This window comes from Agrobacterium pusense, from assembly GCF_013285525.1.
GTDB classification, from domain to species: Bacteria; Pseudomonadota; Alphaproteobacteria; order Rhizobiales; family Rhizobiaceae; genus Agrobacterium; species Agrobacterium pusense.
On sequence record NZ_CP053856.1, the window covers coordinates 529,396 to 547,048 of the forward strand.

General features: G+C 60.9%; 21 protein-coding genes and 1 riboswitch. Of the genes, 10 read left to right on the plus strand and 11 right to left on the minus strand.

What is annotated here, in order from left to right:
- Nucleotides 1-68 precede the first annotated feature (68 nt).
- From HQN82_RS02555 to HQN82_RS02570, 4 genes are all read left to right on the plus strand, one after another.
- The gene (locus HQN82_RS02555; protein WP_006700047.1) at nucleotides 69-989 is read left to right on the plus strand and encodes a c-type cytochrome; all 921 of its coding nucleotides are present in this window, start codon (nucleotides 69-71) and stop codon (nucleotides 987-989) included.
- A gap of 46 nt (nucleotides 990-1,035) precedes the next feature.
- A riboswitch (cobalamin riboswitch) is annotated at nucleotides 1,036-1,273 on the plus strand.
- A 159-nt stretch (nucleotides 1,274-1,432) separates the two neighbouring features.
- The gene (locus HQN82_RS02560) at nucleotides 1,433-1,615 is read left to right on the plus strand and encodes a CbtB domain-containing protein (protein ID WP_004440573.1); all 183 of its coding nucleotides are present in this window, start codon (nucleotides 1,433-1,435) and stop codon (nucleotides 1,613-1,615) included.
- Nucleotides 1,616-1,625: 10 nt separating this feature from the next.
- On the plus strand, nucleotides 1,626-2,339 hold the full coding sequence (locus HQN82_RS02565) for a CbtA family protein (RefSeq protein WP_173614513.1): 714 nt from the start codon (nucleotides 1,626-1,628) through the stop codon (nucleotides 2,337-2,339).
- Nucleotides 2,340-2,342: 3 nt separating this feature from the next.
- A complete protein-coding gene (locus tag HQN82_RS02570; RefSeq protein WP_037091650.1) occupies nucleotides 2,343-2,657 on the plus strand; it encodes a hypothetical protein in 315 nt (104 codons plus the stop codon).
- Nucleotides 2,658-2,827: 170 nt separating this feature from the next.
- Here HQN82_RS02570 and HQN82_RS02575 read toward each other — a convergent pair whose 3' ends face one another.
- The 5 genes from HQN82_RS02575 to HQN82_RS02595 form a co-directional block, all read right to left on the minus strand.
- Nucleotides 2,828-3,394: a type 1 glutamine amidotransferase family protein gene (locus tag HQN82_RS02575; protein WP_022555817.1), complete on the minus strand. Its 567-nt coding sequence runs from the start codon at nucleotides 3,392-3,394 to the stop codon at nucleotides 2,828-2,830.
- A 21-nt stretch (nucleotides 3,395-3,415) separates the two neighbouring features.
- The gene (locus tag HQN82_RS02580) at nucleotides 3,416-3,904 is read right to left on the minus strand and encodes a GNAT family N-acetyltransferase (protein WP_003509304.1); all 489 of its coding nucleotides are present in this window, start codon (nucleotides 3,902-3,904) and stop codon (nucleotides 3,416-3,418) included.
- A gap of 194 nt (nucleotides 3,905-4,098) precedes the next feature.
- Nucleotides 4,099-5,046: a prolyl aminopeptidase gene (gene pip, locus HQN82_RS02585; RefSeq protein ID WP_173614514.1), complete on the minus strand. Its 948-nt coding sequence runs from the start codon at nucleotides 5,044-5,046 to the stop codon at nucleotides 4,099-4,101.
- Between the two features lie 76 nt (nucleotides 5,047-5,122).
- On the minus strand, nucleotides 5,123-5,536 hold the full coding sequence (locus HQN82_RS02590; protein ID WP_004440587.1) for a MerR family transcriptional regulator: 414 nt from the start codon (nucleotides 5,534-5,536) through the stop codon (nucleotides 5,123-5,125).
- A gap of 60 nt (nucleotides 5,537-5,596) precedes the next feature.
- The gene (locus HQN82_RS02595) at nucleotides 5,597-5,944 is read right to left on the minus strand and encodes a hypothetical protein (protein WP_173614515.1); all 348 of its coding nucleotides are present in this window, start codon (nucleotides 5,942-5,944) and stop codon (nucleotides 5,597-5,599) included.
- Nucleotides 5,945-6,074: 130 nt separating this feature from the next.
- Here HQN82_RS02595 and dmeR point away from each other — a divergent pair, with 130 nt between their 5' ends.
- Together dmeR and dmeF are read left to right on the plus strand one after the other, a co-directional pair.
- Entirely contained in the window at nucleotides 6,075-6,347 is a 273-nt protein-coding gene (dmeR, locus tag HQN82_RS02600) for a Ni(II)/Co(II)-sensing transcriptional repressor DmeR (protein WP_003509296.1), read from the plus strand.
- Between the two features lie 20 nt (nucleotides 6,348-6,367).
- Entirely contained in the window at nucleotides 6,368-7,393 is a 1,026-nt protein-coding gene (gene dmeF / locus HQN82_RS02605; RefSeq protein WP_022555819.1) for a CDF family Co(II)/Ni(II) efflux transporter DmeF, read from the plus strand.
- A gap of 10 nt (nucleotides 7,394-7,403) precedes the next feature.
- On the opposite strand, the gene HQN82_RS02610 is transcribed toward dmeF, so the two are convergent.
- The 6 genes from HQN82_RS02610 to HQN82_RS02630 form a co-directional block, all read right to left on the minus strand.
- The gene (locus HQN82_RS02610) at nucleotides 7,404-7,691 is read right to left on the minus strand and encodes a hypothetical protein (RefSeq protein WP_173614516.1); all 288 of its coding nucleotides are present in this window, start codon (nucleotides 7,689-7,691) and stop codon (nucleotides 7,404-7,406) included.
- 340 nt (nucleotides 7,692-8,031) lie between these two features.
- On the minus strand, nucleotides 8,032-9,141 hold the full coding sequence (locus HQN82_RS02615) for a quaternary amine ABC transporter ATP-binding protein (protein WP_072494155.1): 1,110 nt from the start codon (nucleotides 9,139-9,141) through the stop codon (nucleotides 8,032-8,034).
- A complete protein-coding gene (locus tag HQN82_RS02620; protein WP_004440601.1) occupies nucleotides 9,134-10,042 on the minus strand; it encodes an ABC transporter permease in 909 nt (302 codons plus the stop codon). The genes HQN82_RS02615 and HQN82_RS02620 overlap by 8 nt, the downstream gene beginning before the upstream one ends.
- A gap of 229 nt (nucleotides 10,043-10,271) precedes the next feature.
- A complete protein-coding gene (locus HQN82_RS02625) occupies nucleotides 10,272-11,282 on the minus strand; it encodes an ABC transporter substrate-binding protein (protein WP_173614517.1) in 1,011 nt (336 codons plus the stop codon).
- 357 nt (nucleotides 11,283-11,639) lie between these two features.
- The gene (locus HQN82_RS25640; protein WP_272955771.1) at nucleotides 11,640-11,765 is read right to left on the minus strand and encodes a hypothetical protein; all 126 of its coding nucleotides are present in this window, start codon (nucleotides 11,763-11,765) and stop codon (nucleotides 11,640-11,642) included.
- Entirely contained in the window at nucleotides 11,765-13,864 is a 2,100-nt protein-coding gene (locus HQN82_RS02630; protein WP_045532483.1) for a S9 family peptidase, read from the minus strand. Before HQN82_RS02630 ends, HQN82_RS25640 begins: the two co-directional genes overlap by 1 nt.
- A gap of 223 nt (nucleotides 13,865-14,087) precedes the next feature.
- Between HQN82_RS02630 and HQN82_RS02635 the strand changes: the two genes are divergently transcribed.
- From HQN82_RS02635 to HQN82_RS02650, 4 genes are all read left to right on the plus strand, one after another.
- Nucleotides 14,088-14,489: a DUF930 domain-containing protein gene (locus HQN82_RS02635; RefSeq protein WP_004440606.1), complete on the plus strand. Its 402-nt coding sequence runs from the start codon at nucleotides 14,088-14,090 to the stop codon at nucleotides 14,487-14,489.
- A 103-nt stretch (nucleotides 14,490-14,592) separates the two neighbouring features.
- Entirely contained in the window at nucleotides 14,593-15,501 is a 909-nt protein-coding gene (locus HQN82_RS02640) for a dihydrodipicolinate synthase family protein (protein WP_173614518.1), read from the plus strand.
- Between the two features lie 61 nt (nucleotides 15,502-15,562).
- Nucleotides 15,563-16,288, plus strand: a complete 726-nt coding sequence (locus HQN82_RS02645) for a polysaccharide deacetylase family protein (protein ID WP_045532479.1) — start codon at nucleotides 15,563-15,565, stop codon at nucleotides 16,286-16,288.
- A 258-nt stretch (nucleotides 16,289-16,546) separates the two neighbouring features.
- Nucleotides 16,547-17,632: a bifunctional transcriptional activator/DNA repair enzyme AdaA gene (locus tag HQN82_RS02650; RefSeq protein WP_173614519.1), complete on the plus strand. Its 1,086-nt coding sequence runs from the start codon at nucleotides 16,547-16,549 to the stop codon at nucleotides 17,630-17,632.
- The last annotated feature ends 21 nt before the right edge of the window (nucleotides 17,633-17,653 follow it).

Genomic DNA, 17,653 nt, shown 5'->3' on the forward strand with positions numbered 1-17,653 from the left:
GCTCCCGGGCGGCGTTTTTCCGTCACGAAAGACACCTGACCTTGTCAGGGGAGAATGGGGAGAGGGGCATGTCTTCCATTTGGACGAAGCTTGTGGGCGGGATCGTGGTCGCGGCCGTTGCGGGCTACGGGATTTTCGCATGGGTGACCGCGCCGCAGCGCCAGGCGCCCAGCCATTGGGTGAGCCTCGGTGAGCCGGATCTCGCCAATGGCGAGACGCTGTTCTGGGCGGGCGGCTGCGCAAGCTGTCATGCCGCGCCGGATGCTAAGGGTGAAGCGCTGTTGACGCTTTCAGGCGGGCAGGCACTGAAAAGCCCCTTCGGCACCTTTCATGTTCCAAATATTTCGTCTGATCCGCAGCACGGCATCGGCGGCTGGACGCTGGCGGAATTTGGCGATGCCATGACGCGTGGTGTGGGAAAGAACGGCGAACATCTCTATCCCTCCTTCCCCTATGCCTCTTATGCCCGGATGACGCAGAAGGACATCAATGACCTCTTCGGTTATCTGAAGGCCCTGCCTGCGAGCCAGAACGATGCGCCCGCCCACGATCTGCCGTTCCCCTTCAACATGCGCATGGCGCTCGGCGGCTGGAAGTTCCTGTATTTCGACCCTTCGGCACCGCCGCGCGTCGAGCTGGCCAATGCCAATGCCGAACTTCTGCGTGGCCAATATCTGGTGGAAGGTCCGGGCCATTGCGGCGAATGCCACACGCCGCGCAATGCGCTCGGTGGCTTCCTGAAGGGCAAGTGGCTGGCCGGCGGCCCCAATCCGGAAGGCGAAGGCCGCATTCCGGACATTACCCCCGGCTCGCAAAGCATCGGAAGCTGGGCCGAGGCCGATATTTCGAGCTATCTCGAAACCGGCTTCACCCCGGAATTCGACAGTGTCGGCGGTTCCATGGTGAAGGTGCAGCAGAACATGGCGCATCTGACAGCCGAGGACCGCGACGCGATCGCCGCCTATCTGAAGGCGATCCCGGCGCGCTGAGGGTCCCGTTGGCATGCGTGCCCATTGACTCCCGTCCCGACGCGGCGGATAACAACCCTGTGATGGTTCCTTCCGGGCGTTCCGGAAGGTGAAAAGGGAACACGATAGGGAGAAATCCTCATTCGTGGCTGCCCCCGCAACTGTGAGCGGAGAGCCTGAAACGAAATGCCACTGGCAGACCCTTCGACCGAACCGGCGTTTCCGGTTGAGGCGAGGTGATGCCGGGAAGGTGTTTCAGGTTTTGACCCGTAAGCCAGGAGACCTGCCATCACGGAAATGTCCATGCCGGCGGGGTGTCCGGAAGAGCGGAATGTCAGGGTGGCAAGATCGATGCCCCCTGTGTCAGTCTCGTATCCCCGTGGTGAAGTGTATCGCAGGCGGTCGCATGGCTTTGCCGTTCGACCGCATCCAGAGGCGCGGGGTCGCGCCGGAGAGGGGTCACCATGTCCATCCACCAGAATACGGCCAATTCAGCCGTTTCAGCAAAAACGGGCAGCTTCGCGCAATCGCTGACGGCGATCGTGCTTGGCCTGTTCGTTGTCGGTTTTGTCGGTTTCTCGCATGTGGAAGCCGTTCACAATGCCGCCCATGACACGCGTCATGCCAATGCCTTCCCCTGCCATTGAGGGGAATGTCATGTCGTCTTTTCGCAATATCGTCTTTACCGCCGTTCTCGTCGGCATCCTCGGCGGCTTAGCCGTTTCAGCCATGCAGGCCTTCGGCACCACGCCGCTCATCCTTCAGGCAGAGACCTATGAGGGCGCGGGCGGTGAAGCTGCCCACAGCCACGAGGCCACGGCGCCCGGTGCTGTGGTTCCCGCCCACGAGCACAATGAAAAGGCCTGGGCTCCGGCCGATGGTTTCGAACGCACTGCCTATACGGTTGCCGCCAATGTCCTGACCGCGATCGGTTATGCGCTGGTGCTGACCGGACTGATTTCGCTGCGCGGCACCAATGGCGCCTGGCGTGAGGGGCTTTTGTGGGGCGTTGCCGGATTTGCCGCCGTCATGCTCGCCCCGATGATCGGCCTGCCGCCGGAACTGCCGGGCAGCCCCGCCGCAGCACTTGAGGCACGGCAGATCTGGTGGCTCGCAACCGTTGCCGCAACAGCCGGCGGCATCGCGCTGATCGCCTTCCGTCGCGAACCCTGGGCCATCGTCCTGGCGCTGGTGCTGATCGTCGCGCCGCATGTGGTGGGTGCGCCCCTGCCGCCGGAAGGCGAACATGCACTGGCACCGCTGCCGCTGGAGCGTCAGTTCATCGTCGCCGCTACGGTTACGAGCTTCGTCTTCTGGGCTTTGCTCGGAACATTGAGCACGTTTTTCCTCAACCGCTTCCAGTCGGCCTAAGTCATGGAGGACGCAGCGGATTGGAGTGAGGAACTCGATGCGCTGCGTTTTGCAGTTCCCGGTCACGGCGCTTACTGCGCCGTGCATCGTCTCGCCTTCAAGGCGGTACTGGGCCCGAGCCCGGCGGATGAGGCGGCTCTTGCCTTTTTCCAACACCATCAGGCCGCCTTTGTGGCGGCGGCACTCGCCAAGATCAAACGTGCAAATTTACCCGCCGGCCGCAGCCTGCATCTGAACAGCCGCGATATTCGCCGGGCGATTGCCGGGGAGGGCGGCGATCACACAGCACGTGTGTGCCGGGTGCTGGATCAGCGATAATCATCGCTGTTCTCACCTCCGTCATCCCGGCCCTGAGCCGAAATCCATCCAGCCCAAGTCCTTGGGCTGAAAGAAGTCATCTCGCCGCGCAGATGCGCGTCGGCTGGATTCCGGCTCAAGGCCGGAATGACGGGGAGTAGGGGAGTGCAAACAACCGAGGCGGCTATGCCTCAGCGATGCTCCGCCGCAAAAACCTGAAGTTCGGCCTCGGCTTCCGGACCAAAGAGGCCGAGGCTTTTCAGAATTTCCACCGCGAAACTGACCGGCGCGCTGCCGGCCGCGGTAATGATCCCGCCATCGTTGACCGCTTTCGGCTGGTCGCGGTAAAGCGTCTCGCCGCTATAGGCCGAATAGGCCCTGTGCGAAGCCAGCGAATTGCCGGTATGGGCAACGGCGTTCAGAACGCCCGTGCCTGCCAGCGCACTTGCCGCCGCGCAGATGCCGGCCACCAGTCGGTTCTTCTCGCGAAACCGGCGCACCAGTTCGCCGAGATCGGCAGCTGTTCCCTTTTCCCAGCTCAGGCCTCCGGGAATGACGAGCGCATCGATGTCAACGGCATCGAGCGCGTCATAGGATGTATCCGGCGTCACCTTCAGCCCGCCCATGGAGGTTACCGGCCGTCCGTCCGGCGTGGCATAGACGATTTCGACACCGAGATAGCTGCGCGCCGCGGCGGCAAGCAGCGCCGGCTCCCAGTCCGCAAAATCCTGGGCGAGCGCAATGGCGATCCGTGTCATGGTCGTCTCCGTGTTTTTTAATCAGGCGATGGACTGCATATAGCGCATGCCGGTCACCGGGCGGGGCGCGAAATCCATGTTTTCGTAGAAACGATGCGCCGCCACATTGCCGGTTGTGGCGCTGACGGAAAGATAGTCGCAGCCGAGACGCTTGGCGATATCGCGGGCCCGGGAAACCAGATGCTGGCCGGTGCCATGGCCACGATGGCCGTCACGCACGAAGAGGTGATGCAGTTCGAGCCCGCGGCGGCCCTCCTGCGCCCTGTAGAGCGGCAGAAGCAGGGCGTAACCGATCAACGCGCCATCGGCCTCGGCCACGAGACCATGCACCCAGGGCAGCGGGCCGAACAGGTCGCGCTCCAGTTTCGCCGGCGTGATCGCCGCCGCATCGCCGTGGTAGGAGGCCAGCAGCGTGATCATCTCGTTGAGTTCGGGCAGATCCGTCTTGCGCGCGCCTCGGATGATGACGACGGGCGGTCTTTCCAGTGTCAGGGAGCTATCTTCGGTCATTTTTTCGGTCCTTTGGTCTTATCGGTGCCGTCAGGACGTTTGAAAACAACAAAGCCGCCTGACGGCGGCTTGTTGACAATATGATCTGTCGAGCCGCCCTTAGAGGAAGGCCCAAAAATACGAGCAGGAGATGGGTGCGCGTTCGTTGATCATGGAAAATGAAATGCGCCCGAATCCGCCGTCTGTCAAGCGGGTCAATTCGCAAATCGCGCAATTGCCGACAGGATTGCGTCTTCCATGCCCGCATCGCCCGTCGAATGGCCAGCGCCATCGATGGTAACAAGCTCGCTTCCCGGCCACGCCTCGGCAAGTTCGAAAGCGGTGACGGGCGGCCCCTGCAAGTCGCGCATGCCCTGAACGAGTATCCCGGGAATACCGGCGAGGTCTCCGGCGTTGCGCAGGAGCGCGCCATCATCCAGCCAGGCCGCATGGTGGAAATAATGGGCGCAGAGGCGGGCGCGGGCGAGAATGTACGCGCTGTCGCGCCATTTCTCCGGAAAGGCCGAAATGCCCTCCGCGCTGATCGAGCCCGCCTCCCACAGGTGCCACTCTAGGGCGGCCTTTGCGCGCACGGCGGGATCGGGATCATTCAGAAGCCGGCGATAGGCGCCGACCGGATCTTGCCTGGACACGTCATCGGGGATCGCGGCGATGAAACGCTGCCACTGCTGCGGCAGAAACATTGCCAGCCCCCTGTACAGCCAGTCGATTTCCCTCTGCCGGGTGGTGGTGACGCCGGCCAGAACCATGCCGCGAACATGGTCTGCATGGCGCTGTGCGTAAGCGAGGGCCAGCGTGGAGCCCCATGAACTGCCGTAGATCAGCCAGTCTTCCACCGCGAGGGCACAGCGAATGGCCTCAATGTCATCGATCAGATGATGCGTAGTGTTATGCTCAAGACTATCAGCGGCGTTTGGCGTGCTTTGACCGCAGCCGCGCTGGTCGAACTGGACGATGCGGAAAATGGCAGGATCGAAATAGCGTCGCGCTGTCGATGACAATCCTGAACCAGGCCCTCCATGCAGCAGGATTGCAGGTCGCCCCGCCGGATTGCCGGCAATCGTCACGTGCAGCCGATGGCCCTCGGAAACATCAAGGAAAATCGTGTCTGATGGCGTGATTTCAGGAAAGAGCTCGGCCATCTGACGTCCTTTTTTCAGGCGGGCAAGAGGCGATTACCGGGTGCACGTGACATTCGAATGTCAGCCTCTTCTCGGCTCAATGCTCCCCCTCGCACATGCCATGATCGGAAAGCGCGCGGATGACATAACAATCCTCGATGGAATGGCCGTGGCAATGGGAGACGATCCGCTCCAGTTCGTGTTCCAGCTTCTTCAGGCTGGCGATTTTTTCCCGCACATCGGCAAGATGTTCGGCGGCGATGCGGTCTGCACCCTCGCACGGCATTTCCCGGTGCTGGCTGAGCGCGATCAACTCGCGAATGGCGTCTATGTTCAGGCCGAGATCGCGCGCGTGGCGGATGAAGGCCAGCCGTTCGAGATCGGATTTTTCGTAGCGGCGCTGGTTGCCCTCCGAACGATCCGCCTCGCGGATGAGGCCCATCTGCTCGTAATAGCGGATCGTGGGCACCTTGACGCCGGTGCGTTTGGACAGTTCACCGATGGACAGCATGGCTTTCTCCATATCTCCAGTCTCTAGAGATATGGCTTTTCCGTCCCCGGTTCAATGGCCTCAAGCGGCCTCGTTGACGCCAAGCGCCTGGGCCAGTGCCTTCAGAATCTGCGATTCGAGGCTTGCCATATCCGGCTGGGCGGAAGCGGCCACCTCAGCATTGGCGCCAGTGGAGGCCGAAGCGCTGCTGTCCATGTTCCAGAGAGCCGCAGCCAGGCTCGCGGAGGCACCGGCCAGCGGGGCGACGGTGGTGGCGACATTGCCCGCCACCGAAATGGCGCGATGGGCCGCCCGCGTGAGCTCCTGCACCGCCTCGGTGGTGGACTGGCTCTCCCGGTTATGCGCAGGCGCGATGCCGCGGACCGGAGAGGCGAAATTGATGCTGCTGGTTGCTGCGATAGTCGTCATGACTGTGAGTCCCCTAGTTTTGATGGGGTATTTTTAAGGTCCGAAACATTCCCGAAGATTGCGTCATGCACGTCTTGTGCAAAAAATAACCGCAATATACTATACCCCCCTATAGTATATGAGGTCGGCCATGTCCCATACCATCCGCAACAAGGAAAAGCTTCTCGCCCGCATCCGCCGCCTGAAAGGGCAGATGGAAGCGGTCGAACGTGCGCTCGATGATGCCAAGCCCTGCGGCGAGGTGCTGCAGCTGCTCGCTTCGGTACGCGGCGCGCTTTCGGGCCTGACGGGGGAGGTAATGCAGGAGCATCTGCACGAGCACGTGGTGCATGCCGAAAATGAAGACGAACGGGCGCGGGCGGCGGAAGAGCTGGCCCAGGTGCTGAAGACCTACATCCGGTAAAACCGACAGGATTAAGCGACATGACGACGACATCCGAATACCGCGCAGCAGCCGGTCACGACCATGTTTTCCTTGGCCAGAACCACGAGCGTAATGAAAGGCGCGTCTGGATGGTCATCGCACTGACCGCGGCGATGATGGTGGCGGAAATCGTCGCCGGTCACTGGTACGGCTCCATGGCGCTAACGGCGGATGGCTGGCACATGTCCACCCATGCGGGCGCGATGCTGATTTCGGCACTCGCTTATCTCTATGCCCGCCGCGAGGCCCGCAACCCACGCTTCACCTTCGGCACCGGCAAGTTCGGCGATCTCGCGGGTTTTGCCAGCGCCATCGTGCTGGCGGTGGTGGCGTTGCTGATTGCCGTGGAAAGCGGGATGCGCCTCGTCAGTCCCGTCGAGATCGATTTCAACCAGGCCATCCTCGTCGCCATCATCGGCCTTGCCGTCAATCTTCTCAGCGCCGTGCTTTTGAAGGATGACCATCACCACGATCATGGCCACGGCCACGGCCACGGTCATGCCCACGGCTCACATGCCCACCATGGGCACGGCAGCCACGCCCACCATGATCACGGGTCCCATGCCGGGCACCATGCCGGGCACGGCGCAAAGGGCGGCCGGGACAATAATCTGCGCGCTGCCTATCTGCATGTGCTGGCGGATGCGCTGACCTCGGTTCTGGCAATCGTCGCGCTGCTGCTCGGCAAGTGGAACGGCTGGTCGTTCCTTGATCCGTTGATGGGTATCGTTGGCGGTCTGGTGATTGCCCGCTGGTCATGGGGCCTGATCCGCTCCACGGCGACAACCCTGCTTGACGCGCTGCCGCCGGCTGAGGATCTGCCGCAGGAAATCCGTGAAAGCGTGGAAACGGAAGAGGATCGCATTACCGATCTGCATGTCTGGCAGGTGGGGCCGGGGCATCACGCCGCCATCGTGGCGATCCTTTCGCAGGCGCCCAAAGCACCGGCATTTTATAAGCAGAAACTTGCCGCCATACATGAACTCTCGCATGTGACGGTGGAAGTCAGCCCGGCAAGAGGCTGATTGGAATCGCCTATTCGGTATATTCCGAATAGGCGCTGCGTACCCATTCAGCCTGCGCTTCCGCCTTGTCCTCGGGGGAGGCGGTGGCCGCATCCTGATAGGCCGGCGCGCTGCCGTTGCCTACGGTCCATAGAACATTGGCCAGCGACTGGGAAAGAATGGTGCTGGAAACGGTGGGGTTGCCGGGGCCGCGTTTTACCGCCTGCTCCTCCGGCGCGCTTTGGGCGCTGCCAGCTTTTTCGATGTCACGGATGCGACCCTGATAGTTATATCCGCCAATATTGCTTTCGATCTGCATGTCGGTGATTCCGCGTTCAAAAGTTAACGAATGGTTAACGGCGGCGACTTGTCCGAAACTTGCGCTTGCTGCGCTGCAGCGACTGTCGAGGGTTGACAGCCGGCGAAGTAGTGCTTCGTTTTGGCATCGAGAGTGGACGAGCAAGGGGATTGCACCCGTTTTACGCGCAAGAAGAAGCGGGACGGCATTAATGCCGGTAGGTCTCCTCACATTCCGCGTCATCCTCGCCCTTGAGGCGAGGATCCATTTTCCACGCGCCGACCTTGGGTCATGGATCCTCGCCTCAAGGGCGAGGATGACGACGGATAGTTTTCGGGCTAGAGAGGCGCGGCCAACAGGCTCACGCCGTCTCCTTCGCCGCAGGTGCCGCCGCTTGCCGCACGGCCTCCAGCTCCTTTTCCTCAACGTCGACCGTCACCGCCGCTTCCTGCGGCGCGGGCGTCACCATCGCAGCCACCAGCGTATCGAGCCCGATGCTGCCGACCGGCTTGCCGTCCTCGTCCACCACATGGGCGGTCGTTTCGTTGGCTTCCGACATGTCGCGGGCGATGGTTTCGAGCGTTGCGGTCTCTGGGACCGGCATGCCCTCGGGCTTGCTCTCCAGCGGCTCCATGACAGTGTTTGCCTGCAACACGCGGCCACGATTGACGTCGCGCACGAAGTCGGTGACGTAACCATCGGCTGGCGAGAGGATGATGCTCTGGCCGTCGCCCTGTTGCACCACTTCGCCGTCTTTCAGGATGGCTATATGGTCGCCAAGCCGCAAAGCCTCGTCGAGATCATGGGTGATGAACACAACGGTCTTCTTCAGCTCCTGTTGCAGATCGAGCAGCATGGTCTGCATATCCACACGGATGAGCGGATCGAGCGCCGAATAGGCCTCATCCATCAGGAGAATATCGGCGTCATTGGCAAGCGCCCGGGCAAGGCCGACGCGCTGCTGCATGCCGCCGGAAAGCTGGTTCGGATAATAATCCTCGTAACCGGCAAGGCCGACACGCTCCAGCCAGTAACGGCCCTTTTCCTCGCTTTGCTTGCGCGGTACGCCCTGGATATCGAGGCCGTAGACGCTGTTTTCGAGTACCGTGCGATGCGGCAGAAGGCCGAATTTCTGGAACACCATCGCCGTCTTGTGGCGGCGGAATTGCCTGAGCGCCGAGGCGCTCATGCCGCAGATATCCTCGCCGTCATAAAGAACTTCGCCGGCGGTCGGGTCGATCAGCCGGTTGATGTGGCGGATCAGTGTCGATTTGCCGGAGCCTGACAGCCCCATGACGACGGTGATCTTGCCGCCCGGCATGGTGATGTTGATGTTGTTGAGGCCGAGAACGTGGTTGTGCCTGTCGTTCAGCTCGACCTTGTCCATGCCTTTACGCACCGCTTCGAGGTACTTCTCGGGATGCTTGCCGAAGATCTTGTAAAGATTCCTGATTTCGATGCTTTTAGCCATGGGAGACCTCGCGGTATTTCTGCAGGCGCTTGCCGAAAGCCTGGCTCGCCCGGTCGAACATGATGGCGATGGCGACCAGAGCGAAACCGTTCAGGAAGCCCACCGTGAAGAACTGGTTGTTGATGGCCTGCAGCACATTCTTGCCAAGCCCGCCGACACCGACCATGGAGGCAACGACGACCATGGCGAGCGCCATCATGATGGTCTGGTTGATGCCGGTCATGATGGTCGGCAGCGCCAGCGGCAGCTGCACGTTGAACAGCTTCTGACCGTTGGAGGAGCCGAAGGCGTCTGCCGCTTCCAGCACTTCGCGATCAACGAGGCGGATGCCGAGGCTGGTCAGGCGAATGACGGGTGGAATGGCATAGATCACCACTGCTATCAGGCCCGGAACCTTGCCGATGCCGAAAATCACCACCACGGGGATGAGATAAACGAAACTTGGCAGGGTCTGCATCACGTCGAGCACGGGATTGATGAGGCGTTGCAGGCGTTCGGAACGACCCATCAGAATGCCGAGCGGCAGGCCGATGACGATGGCGATCAGGGTAGCGATGGCGACGATGGAGAGCGTCGTCATGGCATCGCGCCAGAGGCCGACCGCGCCGATCATCAGCAGGGAAATGGCGGTGCCGCCTGTGATCTTGAAGCTGCGTCCGGCCAGATGCACGATGGCGAGAATGACCAGCATGGTGATGATCCACGGCGTCTGGATGAATAGACGCTCCGAGGAATTGAGGAAAAGCTGCAGCGGGTGAACGACGACGTCGATCGCATCGCCGTAATTGCGCACGATATCGCGAAACCCGTCATCGATGGTTTTGCGAGCCACGCGCATGGTGGAGTTGTCGATTGCCGGGAACTTGCAGAGCAGGTCCGGCAGGTAGGTGCAGAGGGCCATTATTGTTGTTTTCCCTTTGGGTTGTTGGGGTGGGCGGAGGCTGGGTCACCCCCCTCTGTCCTGCCGGACATCTCCCCCTCAAGAGGGGAGATCGGCAGGGCGCACCCTTTCCAAAATCTCAACGTAAGCGATGGGCGAGACCCCCGCCGCAGGTCGATCTCCCCCCTTGAGGGGGAGATGCCCGGCAGGGCAGAGGGGGGTAAGCGGCTTGCGCCAACCCCGCCTCCCGTCACATCGAAGCCTTGATCTTCTCAGCCACCTCGGGCGAAACCCACTTCGTCCAGAGTTCCTCATGGTTCTCGAGAAAATACTCGGCCCCATCTTCATTGGTGCCCTGATTTTCATCCATCCACGCCAGAACCTTGGCGACGGTGTCGTTGTCCCACTGCCGCTTGCGGATGTAGTCGATGGAAGGGCCCGCCTTTTCGGCGAAATCCTTGGTCACGACGGTGAAGACCTCCGCCACCGGATAGGCATTTGGCTTGGGATCGGCGCAATCGGGCTTGGCGATGCAATTGTCGTAAGCCGCCCGGTCAAGCGGAACGCCATCGTCCAGCTTCACCATATCGTATTTGCCGAGAATGGCCGTCGGAGCCCAATAATAGCCGAGCCAGCCCTGCTTCTTTTCGTAGGCATTGGAAATAGAGCCATCCAGACCGGCCGCGGAGCCGGTATCGATCAACGCAAAGCCCTTTTCATCAGCCTTGCGGGCCTTGAACAGGTTGGCGGTGGTTGGCTGGCAGCCCCAGCCGGGCGGGCAGCCGAACACGGCGCCCTTGCTGGCGTCTTCAGGCGCGGGAAACAGTTCGGGATGCTTCAGCGCATCCTCGACGGTCTTGATCTCTGGATGTTCGTCGGCGAGATATTTCGGAATCCACCAGCCTTCAACGCCGCCTTCGCTCAGGATTTTGACTTCCTGAATGAGATTGCCGCTCTTGACGGCTTCCTCGTAGGGGGTGCCAAGTGTGTTCACCCACATTTCGGGCGCCATGTCGGGCTGGCCCTTCTCGTTCATGGAGGTGAAAGTGGGGGTGGTGTCGCCGCTGACGACATTGACCGTGCAGTCATAGCCGTTTTCCATGATGAACTTGTCGACGTAGGCCGCGACACCGGCGGATGCCCAGTTCATTTCGGCGATGGTGATGCTGCCACAGCTGTCTGCGGCATTGGCGGAAGATGCTGCACCGGCAGCGATGGTAAAGCCCGTTACGAGAATGGTCGAGGCCAGGAGTTTCTTCATGAGGAGACCTCCAAGTCTAATGCAGTGTTTTCATTTGGCAAAGCGGGAGCACTGCAAAGCCCGGATTGCCAAGGGCGAACTGACATGGCGCGTGGAGATGCCGAAAATCCGGCGAGAGAATATCCGCAGAACAAGCCGCGAGATTGCCGCGGAAACTGCGGCGAAAAGGCGCATGAATATGTCAACGCCGTGCATAATACGGCCAAAAAGTGATATTGCAACGCGGCAATGCGCAGGGCAGCCATGCAGGTGATCTATGGAGCGATTTTCCTGTTCGGGTAATACATGGCGTGTATTTTATTATTCAGTAGAAAATATCGACTATACAGTAGATCGAAATAAAAATTCTCAATGATTTCAAGTTTTGTTTAAATAAGAAATTTGTGCCGCAATTTGTGGAAAAAACAATCTGAAATCTTTTTTCGCGAGGTATTTTTGTGCGAAACGATGCGGGCGGCAGCCTACGCCGCCCGCATCGGGCATCAGACGGCGTCCTTGCCGGCTACCTTCAGCGCGAAGGCGTATTCGAAGGCTATTTCCTCCAGCCGCTGGAAGCGGCCCGACTTGCCACCATGGCCTGCCGCCATGTTGGTCTTGAGCAGGATCGGCGCTTCACCCGTGGTCTTTTCGCGCAGCTTCGCCACCCATTTGGTCGGCTCCCAATAGGTCACACGCGGATCGGTGAGGCCGGAAAGCGCCAGAATCGGCGGGTAAGGCTTCGCACCGACATTGTCATAGGGGCTGTAGGCGGCGATCCAGCCATATTCCTCTGCCGATTCCAGCGGATTGCCCCATTCCGGCCATTCCGGCGGCGTCAGCGGCAGCGTGTCGTCCAGCATCGTTGTCAGCACGTCCACGAAGGGAACGGCGGCGATGATGCCGGCAAACTTCTCCGGCGCCATATTGGCGACGGCGCCCATCAACATGCCGCCGGCAGAACCACCCTCGGCGATGATGCGCTCGTAAGACGTGAAGCCTTCCTGAACGAGATGATCGGCAGCGGCAATGAAGTCTTTGAACGTGTTCTGCTTGTGCTCCATCTTGCCGGTTTCGTACCATTCGAAACCCTTGTCCTTGCCGCCGCGAATATGGGCGATGGCATAGATGAAACCACGGTCCGCCAGAGACAGCGTCGTGGTGGAGAAGGAAGCGGGAATGGTGATGCCGTAAGCGCCGTAGCCATAGAGCAGGCAGGGAGCGGAACCGTCGAGCGCCACGTCCTTGCGGTAAAGCAGGGAGACCGGCACCAGCTCACCATCATGCGCAGGGGCCATGATGCGGCGGGTGATGTAATCATCAGGATTGTGGCCCGATGGCACTTCCTGCGTCTTCAGAAGCGTGCGTTCGCGCGTCACCATGTCGTAATCGAACAGTTGGCTCGGCGTCGTCATCGAGGAATAGGAGAAACGGATGACGTCGGTGTCATATTCCGCCGCGCCATGCAGGCCGAGCGAATAGGCCTCTTCGGCAAAAGCGATGGAATGTTCCTCGCCGGTGCGGCGGTCGCGGATGACGATGCGCGGCAGGCCGTCACGGCGCTCCAGCCATATCAGATGGCGGGCATAGGCATCGACGGAGAGGATCAGCCGGCCTGGCTCATGCGGCACCACCTCTTTCCAGTTTTCCTTGCCGGGCGCCGTGACCGGGGCTTCCACAATGCGGAAATCCTTGGCATCGCCATCATTGGTGAGGATGAAGAAGACATCGCCGCCTTCGCACATCGAATATTCGATGCCTTCCTCACGCTCTGCCACGATAGCCGGTTCGGCGGTCAGGTCTTTCGTGGAGAGAATGCGATATTCGCTGGTCTCGTGGTCGTGAATGTCGATGAAGATGAAATCATCGAGAACGGACGCGCCGACGCCCATGAAGAAACCGGGATCCTTCTCCTCATAGACCAGCCGGTCGGCCGATTGCGGCTCACCGATAATATGGTGGAAGACCTTGGAAGGGCGGTGGTTCTCGTCCTGCAGCGTATAGAAGAAGCTCTTGCCGTCAGGCGCCCATGCGCCGCCGCCACCGGTGTTTTCGACGATATCGGCAAGGTCCTCGCCGGTTTCGAGGTTACGGATGCGCAGGGTGAAATATTCCGAGCCCTTGTCGTCATAACCCCAGATGCCATGTGTGTGATCGGAAGACTGGTCGAGACCGGCAAGACGGAAATAATCCTTGCCCTCGGCTTCCTTGTCGCCGTTCAAAAGCACCTGTTTCTCACCGCCGCCGCGCGGGGTGCGGAAATAATGCGGCTGCTCGCCGCCGGTCACGAAAAGCGTGCCATAGGCATAAGGCCCGTCATTGACCGGCACGGAGGAATCATCCTGCTTGATGCGGCCCTTCATCTCCTCGAACAGCTTCTCCTGAAGCGCCTTGGTGTCGCCCATCGCCGCTTCCATATAGGCGTTTTCCGCCTCCAGATGGGCGCGGATCGCCGGGTCGAGAATGGAGGTGTCCTTGAACATGGCCTGCCAGTTATCGGCCCGGAACCATGCGTAATCATCGGTGCGGGTAATGCCGTGATGCGTATCCTGAACGGGCCGTTTTTCGGCGGTCGGGGCGGCGGGCAGGTTTTTGAAAATCGGCAATGGAAACTCGCTTTCCTGTAAAAATTCTTGAGCGGCACCAAGATGTAGAGCGGGGCTTGCGGCCGATCAAGTTTCAAATCTCCACAGGCGGAATGGCGTTCGGGCACAATTTCGTCAGCTTTCGATCACATTTTGGCAATATCCGGCAAATCAGCGATGATGCGTGCCGCCCGCTGGCACGCCATCCATCGTCAAGAACAAACGAAAAAACTGACAGGACCCCATGCGAAAGCTTCTTCCCGCTGCCCTTTCTGCCTTTTTCCTTGGCTTGCAGACCCTTACCCCCGCTTTTGCGATTGATGCCAGCGTCATGCGGCAGTTGAACGCGCTTGCTCCCGAGGAGCGTCTGGAGCAGCGTTGCGACATTGAGGCGATGGAGCGGATAGCAACCGAGCAGAAGGGCATGAAGCCGGACAAGGTGATCGCCTATACGTTCGGTGATCCGGAAGTGGGAAAAAACTCCATCAAGGCGCCGGGCGCGGTCTTCAGAAGTTCGGGCGAATGGTACAAGCTCAGATACAAGTGTCAGCTGAAGAGCGATAGTCTCAGCATCCAGTCCTTCGACTACCGTGTGGGCGACAAAATTCCCGAGGAGCAGTGGAAGAAGTTGTATCTTTATGACTGATTACGGAATTTTTCGGTTTCGAACCGGCGTTTAGCCGCCGCTTTGTTGCCCCGTCGCAACCGGCTCTGTAACCCTGACATCTGATCGAAGTGAGGGGACAGACATGGCGAGACGATTCAAGGGACTTTCTGCTTTTCCGATAACGCCGGCAGATGAGGCAGGGCGGGTCGATGTTCAAGCCTTCTCCGCCATGATCGAGCGGCTGGATGTCGCGGCAGTTGATTCGGTCGGCATTCTCGGCAGCACCGGCATCTATATGTATCTCACCCGCGAGGAGAGACGCCGCGCCATCGAAGCGGCGGCCGCCGTCCTCAAGGGCAGGCGCACACTGATGGCCGGCGTCGGCGCCTTGCGCACCGATGAAGCCGTGGCGCTGGCAAGGGATGCGGAAGCGGCCGGTGCCGATGCGCTGCTGCTCGCGCCGGTTTCCTATACGCCGCTGACGCAGGAAGAGGCCTATCACCATTTCGCCGCCGTGGCGGGTGCGACGGCCCTGCCGCTCGCCATCTATAATAACCCGACGACCACCCGCTTTACCTTCAGCGACGAACTTCTGGTGCGGCTCGCCTATATTCCCAATATCCGCGCCATCAAGATGCCGCTGCCCGCTGATTCCGATTATGCGGGCGAGCTTGCGCGGCTCAGGCCCAAACTGTCGGAGGATTTCGCCATCGGCTATAGCGGTGACTGGGGCTGCGCCGAGGCCACGCTTGCTGGCGGCGATACATGGTACAGCGTCATCGCCGGCCTGCTGCCGGTTCCGGCGCTGCAATTGATGCGGGCGGCACAAACCGGCAATGCGGAGGAGGCAAAAAGGCTCGATGCGGTCTTCCAGCCGCTCTGGGCGCTGTTCAGGGAATTCGGCAGCATCCGCGTGGTCTATGCAGCCGCCAATATCCTGTCGCTGACGGTCAGCGAACCGCCCCGACCGATCCTGCCGCTTACGAGTGCGGAACGCCAGCGGGTGGAAGAGGCGCTGGAGGCGCTCTCCGCGCTGGAAACCGCGCCATAATTCGGGCGCTTTGCGGGCGGATTGCCACACACCATGACTGCATGAAATTGCGGAACCAGAAATGATACGTCGTCTCCTCCTCGCTGCCCTGTTTGCCTCTGCCGCCGCGACCGCCTTTGCGGCGAACGGCCTTGTCGAGCCGTCGCTGAAAATGTCGCCGCAGCATGATGGCAAGGTGCGGGTGGCGATGACGCTCGACGCCTGCATGGGCAAGACCGACCACCGCATTCTCGATACGCTCGTTCGCGAACGTATTCCCGCAACAATCTTCGTGACCGCCCGCTGGCTGAAGCATAATGGCGAGGCTCTCGCGGTGCTGATGGCAAATCCCGACCTGTTCGAGATCGAAAACCACGGCGAAAACCATGTTCCGGCGGTGGACAAGCCCGTTTCGATTTACGGCATCGCTGCTGCGGGATCGGAAGCTTCGGTCGTGCAGGAAGTGGAAGGCGGTCGTCAGGCCATCGTCGCTGCCACAGGCATCCAGCCGCAATGGTTTCGGGGTGCGACGGCCAAATATACAAGCTCGTCCATGGCCACCATCAACCGGCTCGGCATGCGCGTGGCGGGTTACTCCGTCAATGGCGATGGCGGCTCGCTGCTGGGCGCTGCCGCGACGGCCAAGCATATCGCTGCGGCGAAGAATGGCGATGTCATCATCTCCCACATCAACCAGCCCACCCACGAGGCGGGCGAAGGCGTGGTGAAGGGCCTTCTAGCGCTTAAAGCCCGCGGTGTGATTTTCACGCGGCTGGACGACCCATCCTTCGCGCCGCCGGGGAATTGATCTCCAAGGTTGCCGCCCGTTTCTTCTCCCCGCCGGGGAGAAGATGCCCGAAGGGCAGATGAGGGGGCAAGCTTTCCGCATATCTCTGCCCTTGCCCCCTCATCCGGCGCTGCGCGCCACCTTCTCCCCGGCGGGGAGAAGAAATATGCCGCAGACTTTTCCTTCAAACGGCGCGGAAGAAAAGAGCTGACAACATCCCCCACATCTACGCCCGTTTTTCGGCGGCGTGCCGTTCGAAATTGCGCTAGCATCTTCGTCATGATGTTGTTCAAACGCCCCGACACCGAAACCCTTTATTCCGCCCTTGTGAACAAGGACCCCGCCTATGAAGGCGTGGCCTATGTGTGCGTGACCTCGACCAAAATCTTCTGCCGCTTCACCTGCACGGCGCGCAAACCGAAGGTCGAAAACTGCCGGTTCCGCGAGACCATCGCCGAATGCCTGGAGGCCGGGTTCCGCCCCTGCAAGCGCTGCAAACCGATGCTCTCCTATGGCACGGCCGATGAAACGGTAACGCAACTGCTGACGGTGCTGGAAAACGAACCGGCGCGGCGCTGGCGTGAGGAGGATGTGGTGGCGCTTGGCCATGATCCCTCCACCGTGCGGCGCACCTTCAAGCGCCGTTTCGGCATGAGCTTTCTGGAAATCGCCAGATTGCGCCGCTTGGGCGATGCGGTGGAAAGCATCGCTTCCGGCGAAGCGGTAATCGGCGCGCAGATCGACGCCGGTTACGACTCCGGCAGCGGCTTCCGCGCCGCGATCAACCAGTTCTTCGGCTCCTCTCCCGCCGCCATGAAGGGCAGGGGGTTCCTGAAGGGTGACTGGATCGATACGCCGATTGGTCCGATGCTCGCCATTGCCGACGATCATGCCCTGCATCTGCTAGAATTCGCGGACCGGCCGGCGCTTCCGGCCGAACTGAAGCGGCTGAAGAGCCGCACCGGCGCGGACATGGTGCTCGGCCGAACGGCGGTAACAGGTCAGATCGAAGCCGAGCTCAAGGCCTATTTCGCCGGGCAGTCAGCCTCCTTCGAAACCCGCCTTGCCGGCCACGGCACGCCCTTCGAGCGCGATGTCTGGCGCAGCCTGCGGCAAATCCCGGTGGGCGAAATCGTCAGCTATTCGGCACTCGCAACCGCCATGGAAAGGCCATCCGCCGTGCGCGCGGTGGCGCGCGCCAACGGTGCCAACCAGATCGCCATCGTCGTGCCGTGCCACCGGGTGCTCGGTGCGGATGGCAGTCTGACCGGTTATGGCGGCGGCCTGTGGCGCAAGAAATGGCTGATCGAGCATGAGCGTCGCATGGCGCAAGGGCAGGTGCGCGAGATGCCGCTCGCTTCCTGAGCGGCCTCGTTGTGGGGTTTC